15 protein-coding genes are annotated in these 15,720 nt (G+C 58.7%); 14 read left to right on the top strand and 1 reads right to left on the bottom strand.

Going from position 1 to position 15,720, the window contains the following annotated elements; genetic code table 11:
- The first annotated feature begins 143 nt into the window (after positions 1-143).
- From EAV92_RS17525 to murA, 13 genes are all read left to right on the top strand, one after another.
- Positions 144-515 carry an NADH-quinone oxidoreductase subunit A gene (locus EAV92_RS17525; RefSeq protein ID WP_123042285.1) on the top strand — a complete coding sequence of 124 codons (372 nt, stop codon included), beginning with the start codon at positions 144-146 and terminating at the stop codon, positions 513-515.
- Positions 500-1,015, top strand: a complete 516-nt coding sequence (locus EAV92_RS17520; protein WP_123042284.1) for a NuoB/complex I 20 kDa subunit family protein — start codon at positions 500-502, stop codon at positions 1,013-1,015. The genes EAV92_RS17525 and EAV92_RS17520 overlap by 16 nt, the downstream gene beginning before the upstream one ends.
- The gene (locus EAV92_RS17515; protein ID WP_123042283.1) at positions 1,015-1,917 is read left to right on the top strand and encodes an NADH-quinone oxidoreductase subunit C; all 903 of its coding nucleotides are present in this window, start codon (positions 1,015-1,017) and stop codon (positions 1,915-1,917) included. The genes EAV92_RS17520 and EAV92_RS17515 overlap by 1 nt, the downstream gene beginning before the upstream one ends.
- Before the next feature lie 6 nt (positions 1,918-1,923).
- Positions 1,924-3,024 carry an NADH-quinone oxidoreductase subunit D gene (locus EAV92_RS17510; RefSeq protein WP_123042282.1) on the top strand — a complete coding sequence of 367 codons (1,101 nt, stop codon included), beginning with the start codon at positions 1,924-1,926 and terminating at the stop codon, positions 3,022-3,024.
- Positions 3,024-4,040: an NADH-quinone oxidoreductase subunit NuoH gene (nuoH, locus tag EAV92_RS17505; protein ID WP_123042281.1), complete on the top strand. Its 1,017-nt coding sequence runs from the start codon at positions 3,024-3,026 to the stop codon at positions 4,038-4,040. Before EAV92_RS17510 ends, nuoH begins: the two co-directional genes overlap by 1 nt.
- 4 nt (positions 4,041-4,044) lie before the next feature.
- A complete protein-coding gene (gene nuoI, locus EAV92_RS17500) occupies positions 4,045-4,497 on the top strand; it encodes an NADH-quinone oxidoreductase subunit NuoI (RefSeq protein ID WP_123042280.1) in 453 nt (150 codons plus the stop codon).
- The gene (locus EAV92_RS17495) at positions 4,494-5,015 is read left to right on the top strand and encodes an NADH-quinone oxidoreductase subunit J (RefSeq protein ID WP_123042279.1); all 522 of its coding nucleotides are present in this window, start codon (positions 4,494-4,496) and stop codon (positions 5,013-5,015) included. Before nuoI ends, EAV92_RS17495 begins: the two co-directional genes overlap by 4 nt.
- A gap of 2 nt (positions 5,016-5,017) precedes the next feature.
- Positions 5,018-5,320 (top strand): NADH-quinone oxidoreductase subunit NuoK, encoded by a 303-nt coding sequence (nuoK, locus tag EAV92_RS17490; RefSeq protein ID WP_420888830.1) that lies wholly within the window; start codon positions 5,018-5,020, stop codon positions 5,318-5,320.
- A 3-nt stretch (positions 5,321-5,323) separates the two neighbouring features.
- Positions 5,324-7,189, top strand: a complete 1,866-nt coding sequence (gene nuoL, locus EAV92_RS17485; RefSeq protein WP_123042277.1) for an NADH-quinone oxidoreductase subunit L — start codon at positions 5,324-5,326, stop codon at positions 7,187-7,189.
- Positions 7,189-8,802: a complex I subunit 4 family protein gene (locus EAV92_RS17480; protein ID WP_123042276.1), complete on the top strand. Its 1,614-nt coding sequence runs from the start codon at positions 7,189-7,191 to the stop codon at positions 8,800-8,802. Before nuoL ends, EAV92_RS17480 begins: the two co-directional genes overlap by 1 nt.
- A gap of 3 nt (positions 8,803-8,805) precedes the next feature.
- Complete coding sequence (locus EAV92_RS17475; RefSeq protein WP_123042275.1) at positions 8,806-10,347, top strand: NADH-quinone oxidoreductase subunit N; 1,542 nt, start codon at positions 8,806-8,808, stop codon at positions 10,345-10,347.
- Between the two features lie 762 nt (positions 10,348-11,109).
- On the top strand, positions 11,110-11,364 hold the full coding sequence (locus EAV92_RS17470) for a DUF1146 family protein (protein WP_123042274.1): 255 nt from the start codon (positions 11,110-11,112) through the stop codon (positions 11,362-11,364).
- Positions 11,365-11,614: 250 nt separating this feature from the next.
- On the top strand, positions 11,615-12,991 hold the full coding sequence (gene murA, locus EAV92_RS17465; protein WP_123042273.1) for a UDP-N-acetylglucosamine 1-carboxyvinyltransferase: 1,377 nt from the start codon (positions 11,615-11,617) through the stop codon (positions 12,989-12,991).
- Between the two features lie 676 nt (positions 12,992-13,667).
- On the opposite strand, the gene EAV92_RS17460 is transcribed toward murA, so the two are convergent.
- The gene (locus EAV92_RS17460) at positions 13,668-14,351 is read right to left on the bottom strand and encodes an HTH domain-containing protein (protein WP_164472827.1); all 684 of its coding nucleotides are present in this window, start codon (positions 14,349-14,351) and stop codon (positions 13,668-13,670) included.
- Positions 14,352-14,568: 217 nt separating this feature from the next.
- Between EAV92_RS17460 and spoIID the strand changes: the two genes are divergently transcribed.
- Complete coding sequence (gene spoIID, locus EAV92_RS17455) at positions 14,569-15,711, top strand: stage II sporulation protein D (protein ID WP_123042271.1); 1,143 nt, start codon at positions 14,569-14,571, stop codon at positions 15,709-15,711.
- Positions 15,712-15,720: the final 9 nt, after the last annotated feature.

The raw sequence follows: 15,720 nt of genomic DNA, 5'->3' as shown, positions 1-15,720 counted from the left end.
GGGCCCAGCCATTCCAAGCGGATACGTGAAAACGCTTTTTCCATGGACGCCGATGGGAGCATTTGCTATAATTGTGAAGGAAAAATGACCGTCAGGCCAAGCCGGGCGGAGCTTTTCTCATCTTCGAGCGCGGAGGTAAGCAGGTGGAGAAGTACATCAATTCGTACGTCATCGTGGCTATTTTCGTCATCTTGGGCACCGCATTTCCCATCATCGTCCTTTGGCTCGGCAAACAGCTTCGCCCCCACAAACCGTCTCCCGATAAAGAGACGACTTACGAAAGCGGGAACGATCCCGTCGGGGACAGCCAGATCCGCTTCAACGTGCGTTACTACTTGTATGCTCTCATGTTCGTCGTTTTCGATGTCGAAACCGTTTTCCTCTACCCTTGGGCCGTAGCGTATCGTCAGCTCGGCTTATTTGCGTTGACGGAAATGGTCATATTCGTCGGGCTGCTTCTCGTCGGCCTGATCTACGCCTGGAAGAAGAAGGTGCTGCAATGGAATTCGATTTAGAGAAGGTGACGCCGGAAGAGCGTCAGGAGATCGAACGCAACGTGTTTTTCGGCACCATCGAGCAGTTGAAGGGCTGGGCCAGGAGCAATTCCCTGTGGCCGCTGACCTTCGGTTTGGCCTGCTGCGCCATCGAAATGATGACCGCCGGGGCGCCCCACTACGATTTGGACCGGTTCGGCGTCATGTTCCGGACATCTCCGCGGCAATCGGACGTCATGATCGTGTCGGGGACGGTCACCAAAAAAATGGGGCCGCTGCTCAAACGGCTGTACGATCAAATGCCGGAACCGAAGTGGGTCATCGCGATGGGTTCGTGCGCGACGGCCGGCGGCCCGTACGTCAAATCGTATTCCGTCGTCAAAGGCGTGGACCAGCTCGTGCCGGTCGACGTCTATATTCCGGGCTGTCCGCCCAACCCTGCCGCCCTCATTTACGGAATCAACAAGCTGCAGGAGAAGATCCGTTATGAAGCCAAGACCGGGAAGCAGGTGACCGGCTGATGAGCGACGAACCGAAACGCGAGAACGAGGCAGGCGCGGCGCCGGAACAGCAACCTGCGACGCCCGCGCAAGAGCAGCCTCAAGCCGAGGCGCCTGCCGAAGCGCAAGCTCACCCGCAGCCGCCGGCGGAAACGCCCGCTCAAGCTCCGGCAGAGCCGCCTGCTGCCGAAACCGCTCCGGCTGCACCGGCGGCCGCCGGTGAGTCGGGCGAGGCCGCTCCCCGCCGCAAAGAGACGGATGAGGAGAAAGCCGCCCGCCGCGCAGCCGCTCTCGCCGCGAAGGAAGCGGCCAAGGCCGCCGCAGCCATGGCGAAAGCCGCCGAAGCCGCCGGCGCACCCGCTGCAGCACCTGCAGCCGCGCCAGCGTCCGCGGAAGGCGCGGGCGAAGCCGCCGCTGCGCCGCCACCGCCTCCGAAACCGCCGTCGCCGAACCAGCCCCGGCTGGACCGGGCCGTCGCCCTCCTGAGGGAGCTGGTCGCCGAGGACGCGGTTGAAGAAGCGTCTATCAACGAGCTGAACGACCATCTTCCGACGCTCGTCGTGAAGAACGACCGATGGGCGCAAGCCGCCCGGCTGTTCCTCGAGCACGAAGAACTCGCCTGCCGCTATCTGCGCAACGTATCCGGAGTGGATTACGAGACGTACATGGAGGTTGTGTATTACCCGCTCAACATGGAGCGCCGCGAGACCTACTGCATCAAGGTCCGTACCGACCGCGAACAGCCGGCCGTTCCTTCCGCCACCCCCGTATGGGAGACGGCGAACTGGAACGAGCGCGAAATTTACGACCTGCTCGGCATCGATTTTCCCGGTCATCCCAACATGACGCGCATCATGATGCCCGACGACTGGGTCGGCCATCCGCTCCGCAAAGACTACGTCCCGCTCGACCCGGAGGTGTAAGTTAGCGTGATTCGTACCGAAGAACTGCTGCTGAACGTCGGCCCGCAGCATCCCAGCACGCACGGCGTGTTCCGGATCGTGGTCAAGCTCGACGGGGAAATCATTACGGAAGCAACGCCGGTCATGGGTTATTTGCACCGCGGGACCGAGAAGCTGGCCGAAAACCTGAACTTTACCCAAATCATTCCTTATACCGACCGGATGGACTACGTGTCCGCCATGACGAACAACTACGTGCTCTGCCATGCCGTCGAGAAAATGATGCAGATCGAAATTCCGGAACGCGCGGAATTCCTGCGCCTGATCGTGATGGAGCTGCAGCGGATCGCCAGCCACCTCGTATGGTGGGGAACGTACTTGCTCGACATCGGGGCGATGAGCCCGTTCCTGTTCGCCTTCAGCGACCGCGAGCGCATCCTCCAGCTGTTCAACGAACTGTGCGGCGCGCGCCTCACTTACAACTACATGCGCGTCGGCGGCGTCAAATGGGATGCCCCGGAGGGCTGGATCGACCGCGCGAAGCAATTCGTGAAAGACATGCGCCTGCGCCTCGACGAGTACCACAACCTCGTCAGCGGCAACGAAATTTTCCTGTCCCGGATCAAAGGCATCGGTAAATACGACGCGGACACGGCGATCGCTTACGGCTTGTCCGGCGCGAACCTGCGGTCCACTGGCGTGGATTGGGACCTTCGCAAAACCGAACCGTACAGCTTGTACAGCCGTTTCGAGTTCGACGTCGTCACGGGCAAGAACGGCGATTGCTACGACCGCTACCTCTGCCGCATGGGAGAGATCGAGCAAAGCATCCGCATCCTGGAGCAAGCGCTCGAGCAGTTCCCGGCGGAAGGGGAAACGATGGGCAAAGTGCCGCGCGTCATCCGGCCGCCGGGCGGAGAGATTTACGTGCGCATCGAATCGCCGCGCGGCGAAATCGGCTGCCACATCGTCTCCAAGGGCAAAGCTGAGCCATACCGGCTGAAGTTCCGCAGGCCATCCTTCGTGAACCTGCAAATCCTGCCCAAGCTCCTCGTCGGCGAGAGCATGACGAACCTGGTCACGATTCTCGGCGGCATCGATATCGTCCTCGGGGAGGTCGACTGCTGATGGAGCATTGGATCAACGAGCCACTGAGCTGGGGCAGCGCGGCCATTTACGTCATCGGGGCCGTCGTCCTTCTGGCGTTCGTACTGTTGTTCGTAACGTACGCCATCTATTTCGAACGGAAATTCATCGGCTGGATGCAATTCCGCAAAGGCCCCAACCGGACCGGTCCGCTCGGCCTGCTGCAGTCGGTGGCGGACGTCGCCAAGCTGCTGCTCAAGGAAGACACGATCCCGGCTAAAGCCGACCGCGGGCTTTTCGTTTTGGCGCCGATTCTGGCGTTCGTCCCGTCGTTCGTGGTGCTCGCGTTCATCCCGTACAGCCAAAACCTGCAATTCGCCGACCTGAACATCGGCTTCCTGTATTACATCGCGCTCTCCGGCATCACGACCATCGCGATCGTGATCGGCGGCTGGGCGTCGAACAACAAATACGCCCTGCTCGGGGGCATGCGCTCCGCCGCGCAGATGATCAGCTACGAGGTTCCGCTCGTCATCTCCGTCGTCGGCTGCGTCATGCTCGCCGGAAGCCTGAATCTGCGCGACATCGTTTCTGCTCAGGCAGGGTACTTTTGGCACTGGAACTTCCTGCCCCAGATCGTCGGCTTCGCGGTCTTCGTCATCGCCGCGATTTCGGAGCTGAACCGCACGCCGTTCGACCTTCCGGAAGCCGAGTCGGAGCTGGTCGCCGGTTACCACGTCGAGTACAGCGGATTCCGGTTCGCGTTCTTCATGCTGTCGGAGTACGTGTACGTCTACGCCATCGCGAGCCTGACGACGCTGCTTTTCCTGGGCGGCTGGAATCCTCCGATTCCTCAGCTCGACTTCATTCCGGGCATCATCTGGTTTTTCCTGAAGTTCTCGTTTATCGTGTTCTGCCTGTTCTGGATCCGGGCGACGTTCCCGCGCCTGCGCGTCGACCAGCTGATGGGACTGGCTTGGAAAGTGCTGCTGCCGCTCGCCATCCTCAACATTTTCATCACGGCCGCTTGCATCGAATTGTTCGGAATGGGAGGTTGACGACATGAAAGGGATGATCAAAGGCCTCGGCGTTACGCTCAAGACGCTGGGTGCCAAAAAAGTAACCTTGTCCTATCCCGACGTTCCGATCGAGATGCCGGACCGGTTCCGCGGAATCCAGTACGTGGACGAGGATAAATGCATCGTGTGCAACCAATGCGCGCGGATCTGCCCGACGGATTGCATAACGCTTACCGGCAAACCCAATCCGGATCCGGAGAAGAAGGGCAAAGTCCTCGACACGTTCGACATCAATTTCGAGATTTGCATCCTGTGCGACCTGTGCACGGAGGTCTGTCCGACCGAGGCGATCGTCATGACGAACAATTTCGAGCTCGCCGCTTACAGCCGGGACGACTTGTTCAAGGACCTCAAATGGCTGGGCAGCAACACCGAGAACGTCCGCCAGGACAACAACAATATCGGGGCGCCCCAGAGGGGAGCCAAAGGCGAATGAATTTCAACATCGATTTGACGGGGGAGTTCGTCGCCTTCTTCGTCCTCGCGGTTTGCGCGATCGTCGGCGCAGTGCTGGCGCTGAACTTCACGAAAGTCGTGCACATGGCGATATCCCTCGCGTTCACGTTCATTTCGCTGGCCGGCTTGTACGTGGTGCTTGACGCCGAATTCGTCGCTTTCGTCCAAGTGCTGCTGTACGTCGGCGCGATTACGATCCTGATGATTTTCGGCATCATGATGACCAAACACCAGGGCGAAGGGCAGGAGCCGACACGGCCGCTGCTCGAAACGCTGGCCGCGATCGGGTGCCTGTGCTTGCTCGGCATTCTGATCTTCGCGATCCGCGACGCCGATTTCCCTACGGAAGTCGGCAATCTGCCGGCCGACAGCACGCGTGAAATCGGGAAACTGCTGTTCACGCAGATGGCGATTCCGTTTGAGCTCGTTTCCGTGTTGCTCACGGTCGCCTTCATCGGCGCGATCGCGCTCGCCAAGAAGGAGGAGGATCCGCAATGAACATGCTCGCCTCCTACCTGACGCTGGCCGCCGTCCTGTTCTGCGTCGGTCTGTACGGCGTCCTGACGAAACGCAATGCCATTATCGTTCTGCTGTCCATCGAATTGATGCTGAACGCGGTGAACCTGAATCTGGTCGCGTTCTCCAAATACGGCGTGCATCCTTCGCTCGCCGGACAAATTTTCTCTCTCTTCACGATGACCGTCGCCGCGGCCGAGGCCGCCGTCGGCGTTGCGATCCTGGTGGCGATCTACCGCGCCCGGACCTCCGTGAACGTGGACGAATTCGACGAGTTGAGGAGGTAGCGCATGAGTTCCATGGCAGAATACGCCTGGCTCGTTCCGCTCATCCCGGCCGCGGCGTTCGCCGTCCTGACGGCTATGGGCCGCGGGGCTGGGCGCACGGGCGCTTGGATCGGAACGATCGCCAGCCTGATTTCCCTGATCCTGTCCTTAATCATCGCGGGTCAGCGTTTATCGGGAACGGCGGAAGAGTACAGCAGCCACTTCGATTGGATCCAGGCCGGCAATTTCACGCTGCCGCTCGGTTTCGAAGTGACGAACCTGACGAGCCTGATGCTCGTCGTCGTAACGCTGGTCAGCTTCCTCGTCAATCTGTACTCCCAAGGCTATATGAAGGACGACGAAAGGATTTCCACTTTCTTCGCCTACGTCGCGCTGTTCACCAGCTCGATGCTCGGACTCGTTCTTTCCTACAATCTGCTGACGATGTATATTTTCTGGGAACTCGTCGGCGTCTGCTCGTTCCTGCTGGTCGGGTTCTGGTTCCACAAGCCGGAAGCGAAGGCCGCCGCCAAGAAGGCGTTCATCGTCACCCGGATCGGGGACCTCGGTCTGCTGATCGCCATCCTGCTCCTGTTCTGGTACATGCCGAACCATGAGCTGGACTTCACGAACCTGCACAACGTGTTCGGCAATCAGACGGGCGTCATTTCGACGGGCATCACCACGTTGATCGCGCTGCTGATTTTCCTCGGCGCTGTCGGCAAATCCGGTCAGTTCCCGCTGCATGTGTGGCTTCCGGACGCGATGGAAGGCCCTACGCCGATCAGTGCGCTGATCCACGCCGCCACGATGGTCGCGGCCGGCGTATTCCTCGTTACGCGGACTTTTGATGTTTTCCATGCTTCCCAAGCGGCCATGGACACCGTCGCGATCATCGGCGCATTCACCGCGATTTTCGCCGCGACAATTGGCCTAGCACAGAACGACATCAAGCGCATCCTGGCTTACTCCACCGTCAGCCAGCTCGGCTACATGATGCTGGCGCTCGGGGTCGGTTCCGTCACCGGCGCGATGTTCCATCTGTTCACGCACGCCTTCTTCAAAGCGCTGCTGTTCCTCGGGGCGGGCAGCGTCATCCACGGCGTACATACGCAGGACATCCGCGAAATGGGCGGGCTCGGCGGCAAAATGAAAATCACGGCTTGGACGTTCGGCATCGGCGCCCTGGCGCTGTCGGGAATCCCGCCGTTCGCCGGCTTCTGGTCCAAAGACGCGATTCTTACCGCAGCGATGGACGCGAACCCGATTTACTTCGTGGTCGGAGCCATTGCCGCCTTCTTCACGGCACTGTACATGGCGCGCCTGTTCTTCCTGGTCTTCACGGGCCAGCCGAGAAACGACGCGGAAGCGCACGAATCTCCAGCCGTCATGACCGTTCCGCTGCTCGTGCTGGCCGTGTTGGCCGTCGTCGCCGGTTTCGTGCAAACGCCGTTTAACGGTTGGTTCGGCGAATGGCTGACGGGCAATGCCGAACAAGAGCATGGCAGCGCTTTGGTGATCGTCGTCTCCGCCGCCGTGGGTCTTCTGGGCATCTACATCGGATGGCTGATCTACGCGAAAGGCACGCTTCGCCGGGACATCGTGTCGTCCCGGGTTCCGGGTCTCGTCCGATTGCTGGAGCGCAAATATTACATCGACGAACTGTACCATGCGATTTTCGTGAAACCGCTTGAAGGACTCGGCAAGCTGCTGAACGCCTTCGACGATTACGTGATCGACGGAGCCGTCCGGATGACGGGCTACTCCGTATCGGCCCTCGGCCGACTGAACTCGCGGCTGCAAAGCGGCCAAGTGCAAGGTTACGTCCTCACGGCGCTCATCGGCCTTGTCATTCTTGCTCTCGCGATCGCCGGAAGGAGGTTCTGGTAATGCTCGAGGACATTCCGGTCTTATCGCTCATTCTGTTGTCTCCATTGGTCGGCGCCTTGCTCGTGCTTCTGCTGCCCGCGCAGCGGAGCGCTTGGCTCAGAACCGCGGCGCTCGTGTTCACGCTCATTCCGCTTGCCTTGTGCTTGTGGCTGTTCGCGGCCTACCAGCCTGGGGTGGGAGGCGGAGCGTTCGCCGAACATTACACTTGGTTGACCATTCCGCTGAACAAAGAAGTGGATACCAGCATCACGTCGATGCAGCTGGCGTTCGACTATTCTCTCGCGGTGGACGGCATTTCGCTTCCGCTGCTGCTGTTGTCGTCGATCGTGTCGGCGATGGCCGTGCTCGCCTCGGTCCATATCCGGAAGCGCTGGAAAACTTATTATGCGCTGTTTCTCTTGCTGGAAACCGGCATGTACGGCGTTTTCCTCGCCCGCGACCTGATCGAGTTCTTCATCTTCTTCGAACTCACGCTGATCCCGATGTTCTTCTTGATCGGCATCTGGGGCTACTTCGGCCGCGAGAAAGCGGCGACGAAGTTCCTGGTTTACAACGGAGTAGGCTCCGCGGCCATGCTGCTCGGATTCCTGATTCTCATCGCGACGGCCGGCTTTACCGCCGTGGGGTCGGACAGCGGATTCGCCGTGCAGTTCAGCGGCAGTTACGACGTTCTGCTCAAAAACTTGGCGGATCCGGCCTCTTACGCGAACAATGCTCAGTCCGTCGGTCTCGGCGTCTATTTGTCCGGCAACCTGAAGTGGACGGCCTTCATTCTGCTTCTGGTCGCGTTCGGCATCAAGATTCCGATTTTCCCGCTCCATACGTGGATGCTGCGCGTCCATACGGAGGCGCCGCCTTCCATCGTCATGATCCACTCCGGCGTTCTGCTCAAAATGGGCGTCTACGGTCTGATCCGCTTCGGAGCGGGGTTGCTTCCGGCTCAGCTTGACGATTGGTCGACGGTCATCGCGCTGCTCGGCGTCATCAACATCCTGTACGGTGCCGTGCTGGCTTGCGTGCAGAAGGAGTTCAAGCTCGTGCTGGCCTACTCCAGTATCAGCCACATGGGCATCGTGCTTCTCGGTCTCGCGTCTTTGAACGAGGTCGGCTTGCAGGGCGCGGTTTACCAATCCGTCTCTCACGGCCTCATTTCGGCGTTGCTGTTCCTGCTCGTCGGCAGCTTGTACGAACGTACGGGCACGACGCAGCTTGAGGATTTGGGCGGGTTGGCGAAATCGGTGCCGTTCTTGTCGGGCATTTTGCTGACCGCGGGGCTGGCATCGCTCGGATTGCCCGGACTTTCGGGCTTCGTCGGGGAGTTTCTGGCGTTCCTCGGACTGTTCGGTTCGATGAAATGGATGACCGCGATCGGCGTGCTGGGTATCCTATTCGCCGCCGTGTACGTGCTTCGCAGCGTGCTGGGAATCACGTTCGGTCCGGTTCGCGAGCGATTCGTCGGCATCAAGGACGCGCGGTTCATCGAGGCCGTGCCCATGATCGCGCTCACCGCATTGATCGTGCTCCTCGGCGTGTACCCGTCCGTTCTGACCGACGTGATGCAGCACGGCTTCAACGGGCTGCTCGAACATCTTCAACAGAGGACGGGGGGCTGACGAATGGAAACCTTACAGACTTTAACTTGGACCGACGCCTGGTACCTCGCCCCCGAGCTCACCTTGTCCATTTTCGCCGTCGTGCTCGCGATTCTGGACTTGTTTCTGCCGAGAAGCTGGAACCGTAACCTGATCGGGTGGCTGACGATTCTCGGGTTGGCCGTTGCCGCCGTATTCGTCGTCTGGCTGATGCTCGATTTCAAAAACGCCGGCGCGGCGAATCCGGAAGCCTCAGTCCACAATCTGCTCGGCGTCAGCTATCGGGTAGACGATTACGGCGGTTTGCTGAAATTGCTGTTCCTTGGCGCATCGGCGTTCATCGTACTGGCTTCGTTAGGCAGCACCCGCAACTCCGACATTCCGCTGAAGGGCGAATTTTATTACTTCGTGCTTCCGGCGGTTTTGGGAGCCATGGTCATGGCTTCTTCCGGCGACCTGATCACCCTGTTCGTCGGGCTGGAGCTGCTCAGCATTACCTCGTACATTTTGGTCGGCATGCGCAAACGCAGCGGTTTGTCCGCTGAGGGAGCGTTCAAGTACCTGGTGACCGGGGGCACCGCCTCCGCCTTCATCTTATACGGAATGTCCTTCCTGTACGGAGTGACGGGCTCGACCAACCTTGCCGCGATCGGCAACGCGATGCCGGGTGCCATAGCGGATTACCGGGCGCTCGTCTACGTGGCCTTCTTCCTGATGACGGCAGGCTTCGCCGCGAAGCTCGCGCTGGCGCCGTTTCACGCTTGGGCGGCAGACGTCTACGAGGGAGCTCCTACGCCGGTCACGTCGTTCTTGGCGGTCGTGTCTAAAGCCGCGGCATTCGGCATGCTGTACCGGATTTTCATGAATACGGCGTATTTCACGAAAGGCGATCCGATGGTCCAGAAGGACTTATACCTGGCGCTCGCGGTATTGGCCGCAACGGCCATGATCGTCGGGACGGCAGGCGCGCTTCGCCAGCATAACGTCAAGCGGCTGCTCGCCCTTTCGGGCGTCGCCAACGCCGGCATTCTGCTGACGCCGCTCACGCTGCAATTGACGCAGCTGCACTCATCCCTCTTTTCCGAGTTCGCGTATTACCTGTTGGCTTACGCTTTCATGAACATCGGCGCGTTCGCCGTGCTGACGGTCGTATCCCGCGGTTCCGGTAACGAATCGTTGTCCGGATTCGCCGGCCTGTATTATCGGGCGCCGTGGACGGCCGCCGGGATGACCGTGCTGCTTTGCTCGCTCGCAGGCCTTCCGGTCACCGGAGGATTTTTCGGGAAGCTGTTCATCCTGTTCGGAACGGTGCAGACGGGCGCTTATTGGCTGGCGGCGATTCTGCTCGCAACAACGGTCGTTTCCTACGCGGTCTATTTCTCGTTCATTCGCCAAATGTACATGAGAAGCGGGTCCGACGACTCGGTCATTCGCGTTCCGGGTCCGGCTGCCGTCTCGATTTGGATTTGCGTGGCGGCGACGCTGGTTCTCGGCTTCATGCCAAAACCGATCATCGGCTGGATCGACGGCTTGTTCTCGATCCCCTACGATTTTCTGGCTCGTTAACCGAATAGGACAGTCGTCCCTGACCGCCCTCGCCTCTCGTGCGAAGGGCGGTTTTTTATTGCGTATAAACGCCGATCTCGAATGGACCTTTCGAACGCTTTTTTGCGGGAAATTGCGACGAAAGTCCCTATTTTTTGGAATAAAGAAGGGAATTGGTGTCGATAATCGAAGAAATAAGTAATGGCGAAAAAGAAGGCCGTTTCGGAAGGGGCTCAATGGGGTATAAAACTCGTTTGGCCAGCCCTTCCGTTATCGCCGCGTGCCCTGAAATGGCGGTATTGCTCCCAGGGGCGGGAGCAGATGAATCCGTCGATTCATCGCCGCCGGTTCCGGAATCGTCGATACGATCTGCCGTTTCCGTGACGGATACGGCAGATCGAAACGCCTGAAGTTTCCCGATTGACGGGCTTGCCGGTTCACGTGGCTCATGATGGAGCGGCAAGGTACTAACGCTGCTTCCTGCCCATCGGGCGAGGAAGAGCGGGCAGAAGGAGGAGTTTGGTTCAGCGTTGCCTGAGTGCTTGGAAGGAATCGGGACGCTTAAGCGGTCTTTGGAATATATTACCCAGTATGAGAAGTTCAAACGTACTGGTTACTTGATTTTTGTCTTGTTGCGGCATTGAAGCCTCCGAACCTGCAAATCCTGAAGGAAACGAATCCATTCGTCAGGGAACCCGGCAAGGTTTGGCGTACGCCCGGATCGTCGGGTGTTAAGCGCAAAGAAAGCCGCCGAGATGGTTTGACGAAAGGGGAATTGGAGTAATGAACGATACAGGAGGGTTCAGCTCCGTTGCCTGGGACGGAATGTTTTCGATCTTCGTCACGCTGGGCTGCGTGGCGCTCGCTTGGGTCTTGCTGCAGGAAGTTCGGTTCGATAAAATTCTCCGTCACCCGCTTAGTCCCCGCGCCCGGTTGCTGCAACTTGCGGCAGCGATTGCGCTTGGCCACTTGCTGTCGGGATTCGTGCTGAATTATTGGCATTGGGCCGGCTATGTCAAGTGGTTGTTCCGCTCCTGATGAGGAGCGAGGAGCCGCATAAGGGTGTGTCGGAATGAAAACAATGGGTAAAAGGGTGGAGAGCACGTCAGAAAGTCGCATTTCAACGAAAATCAGCTTTTTGCAGCACCCGGCAGGAAGGATTTGGCGCTTGTGCCAGTCAACCTGCCGATGGTAAGATGAAATTTGTGTAATTTGGCTTTTTCGGGGTTGGGCTTGTTGATCGAGTACGGCTTCGGAATGATTTATTAACGCGCGGAGGGAACCACCCATGAGCAAAATCATCGTCCGCGGAGGCCGTCCATTACAGGGGGCTGTCCGTGTTCACGGCGCTAAAAATTCCGTCCTTCCGATCCTCGCCGCCACGCTGTTGGCGGAAGAAGGATCCTGCGTCATTCACGACGTGCCCGCCCTGGATGATGTCAACAACATACTGCAGGTCCTTGAACATTTGGGGGTCCGCGCGAACCAAGCCGGAGGAAGCGTTCACTTGAACGCGGACTCGCTCTCTTCGTTCGAAGCGCCTTACGAGCTGGTTCGGAAAATGAGGGCATCCTTCCTGGTGATGGGACCGTTGCTGGCACGTCTGGGCAAGGTTCGGATTTCTTTGCCGGGAGGCTGCGCGATCGGCACGCGTCCGATCGACCAGCATCTCAAAGGATTCGAAGCGATGGGAGCCGAAATCGGTTTCGGCCAGGGCTCTATTGAAGCAAGCGTCAACGGCAAACTGCGCGGCGCGAAAATCTATCTGGATATCGCGAGCGTCGGCGCCACGGAAAATATCATGATGGCTGCCGCTACGGCCGATGGCACGACCGTGATCGAAAACGCGGCTAAAGAACCCGAAATCGTGGATTTGGCCAATTTACTTAACGCCATGGGCGCCAAAGTCCGCGGAGCCGGCACCGGCATGATCCGCATCGAAGGCGTGGAACGTCTTCGCGGCGTCGAACACGCGGTTATTCCGGACCGGGTGGAAGCGGGTACTTACATGATCGCAGCCGCCATTACGGGCGGGGATGTATATGTGGAAGGCGCGATCCGCGACCATCTGGGTCCGGTCGTGGCCAAAATGGAAGAAATGGGCGTCATCGTCGACTGCGACGAAAACGGCATCCGAGTCCGGGCGCAGCATCCGCTTCGCGCAGTGGACGTAAAGACGCTGCCTTATCCGGGTTTCCCGACCGACATGCAAGCCCAGATGATGGCACTGTTGCTGAAAGCCGAAGGCACCAGCATCGTGACCGAGACGGTGTTCGAGAACCGCTTCATGCACGTCGAAGAGCTGGCTAAAATGGGCGCGGAAGTGAAGGTCGACGGACGTACGGCGATCATCTCCGGCAACACGCGCCTCACGGGCGCAAGCGTCTGCGCGACGGATCTTCGCGCCGGTGCCGCCTTGATCTGCGCCGCTCTGGCTGCAGACGGCGTAACCGAAGTGAGCGGCCTGCACCATATCGACCGCGGTTACATGGACATCGTCGGCAAGCTGTCCGCGCTGGGCGCCGATATCCTTCGCGCTCCGTCGCCGGAGGAACTGCTGGCCGAGACCGAACGCGCGCAAATGCCGCCTGCCGTTACCTTGAAGAGGGAAGACCGCAGCGCGTCGGAAGTCGGCGTCCTGCACATTCAGCCGACGCTGGCCTAACCGCAAGCCGACCTTATTCTATATCGATTCCGAAAGGGTGCCCGTCCGGGCATCCTTTTTTTCGTTGTTGATGGGTAAACGAATAAGTATGCCGATTTGTTGCGCTGTTGCAGTTGAAAGTTGGCTGAAAGAGGGCGGGACATTCGGTGAAAGTTCCATTAGTGCGCCGAGATAGTCTCCCACGCAGACTAATTTGCACGTTCACCCGCGATCACGTCGAAATAGTCTCCCAAGTAGACTAATCTGCTCGTTCACCCGCGATCACGCCGAAATAGTCTCCCACGTAGACTAATCTGCACGTTCCCCCGCGATCACGCCGAAATAGTCTCCCACGTAGACTAATCTGCACGTTCCCCCGCGATCACGCCGAAATAGTCTCCCACGTAGACTAATCTGCACGTTCCCCCGCGATCACGCCGAAATAGTCTCCCACGTAGACTAATCCGCTCGTTCCCCGCGATCACGCCGAAATAGTCTCCCACGTAGACTAATCTGCTCGTTCACCCGCGATCACGCGGAAATAGTCTCCGACGTAGACTAATTTGCCCACATCCCCGCGATCACGCCGAAATAGTCTCCCACGTAGACTAACTTGCCCACATCCCAGCGATCACGCCGAAATAGTCTCCCATGTAGACTAATTTTGCTCGTTTGCCCCCGGCTACGCGGAAGGAGTTCATCTCTTTGCGCCCCGGTTCAGCATATAACGAGAGATCCGTTTCAAACCGGGCTTTCCGGGCAACACGATTTTTTCTTCCGATAGTGCTTTAAGGTGTTTCGCTATCGTTCTGTTACTCCAATGCAATTCGCGAGCGATCTCCGTCGGTGAGAGGGCGGTGCCGCGGGTCTCCATTAGTTTGATGATGGCGTGGTCGATCGGATTTTCGAGCGGTGCCGCCGACTTCACTGCTCCCCACTTACCGAGGGCGAGGCGGATTTTCTGCTGGCAGTGGCGGGGGTTATCGGTGACTTGGTCGGTGGAGAAACGGAGGACTTTCCAGTCGTCGAGGACCAGGTCGTTTTGGCGGTCGAGGTTGTCGTCGAATTGCCAGCGGCTAAGTTTACTGTGGTGCGTTCCGAATGCATCAATCTCGATGCAGAGCATCAAGCCGTCTTTGATATAAGCGAAATCCAAAAACCGGCTGCCGTCCTTGAAGTCGTGCACTTCGAATTCGGGATGCAAATGGTCCAGATTCCCGAACGCCGGCCACCACACCCTAACAATAAACAGCTTCTCGGAATGTCCGAGACCCTGCATCAACCTCCGTTTGCGTTCTCCTGTAGCATTACGGATATGTTCCTCCAGCCAGCGTTGATAGGCGGATTCGAAAATCTCGTCCTTCTGCAGTTTTACGACCATCTCTAACCTCCTCCTCACGCGCAAACGCAAAAACGCCGTCCGACCGGACAATCCGGTGCAGACGGCGCGTGCTTCGCGACGATATCTTGCCTCGAGAGTAGCAGAAAAACCAAGGCTAGGCAAGTGAATGCATGGTTCTATTTCCCACCCAAAGCGCATATCCTCCTCTAGACCGGCAGGGACAGGCCTGCGGCGAAAACAGTCGCGGAGGTAACGCATGAAATCGCTCAACAGGTTGGAGTGGACGGCATTCGCGGGAGGCATGGTTATCGCGCTGGCCCTATGGCTCGTTCTTCACCATAGGGACGCCGGCCAACAAGAAGCCCAATCCACCCTCGTACAAGTTTCCGAAATCCAATGGGATAACGAAACGGACAAGCGGTCAACGCAGAGCAACTCGACAAACGCTGACTCCCCCAATCAGCCGACTACCCGCAACCCATCCAACACTAAGCCTTACAACGCCAGTGCCAACCAACCGGAGCCGATCATCCGAGTCTACCTCTCGGAACAGCGCCGAATCGAGAAGGTGCCGCTCGAAACCTACGTCCGCGGCGTCGTCGCGGGCGAGATGCCCGCGGACTTCGAGCCGGCGGCGCTCGAAGCGCAAGCGCTCGCCGCCCGCACTTACATGGTCAGGCGCCTCAAGCTGCACGATACAAGCGGAGTCCCCGTGGATGGCGCCGACGTAACGGACACCCAAGTCAACCAAGTCTACCGATCTCTCGCCGACATGGACAACCTCCGCAAGCAGGACGGACAAGCCTACACCAAAATCGACGACGCTGTTAACAACACGAAAGGCAAAGTCATCGCCTATCAAGGAGAACCGATCCAAGCCCTGTACTTCTCCGCGAGCAACGGCTACACCGAGAACTCGGAAGACGTATTCCCCGGCGTCGTTCCCTACTTGCGGTCCGTCATCAGCCCGTGGGATCGAGTGGGCGCGCCCCGTTCGGAGGAAACCGTTCAGATTCCGCTCGATCAGTTTTACGAGAAGCTCGGCATCGACTCGCTGCCAGCTGGAGGCGCAACCAACGGCAAGCCCAATATCGTCGTCACCGAGTGGTCAACGGGACACCGAATCAAGTCCATAACCATTGCCGGACAAACCTTCACAGGGCAGGAATTGCGCGAGAAACTGGGGCTCCGTTCGACCTCATTTTCATGGACTACAAACAACGACGAAATCACCTTCACCACCTACGGTAACGGGCACGGCGTCGGCATGAGCCAGTGGGGGGCGGAAGGGATGGCGCGCGAGGGGCGTACGGCAGAAGAAATCGTGGAATACTATTACTCGGGAACGAAACTGATGGAAGTTTCGAATCTAATGGGCCTATCCGGAAAATCCTCGTGAGAATTCAGA

This window comes from Cohnella candidum, from assembly GCF_003713065.1.
In the GTDB taxonomy this organism is placed as follows: Bacteria; Bacillota; Bacilli; order Paenibacillales; family Paenibacillaceae; genus Cohnella; species Cohnella candidum.
The sequence above is the reverse complement of the archived record's forward strand: the minus strand, read 5'-3'. Positions and strand labels throughout refer to the sequence as shown.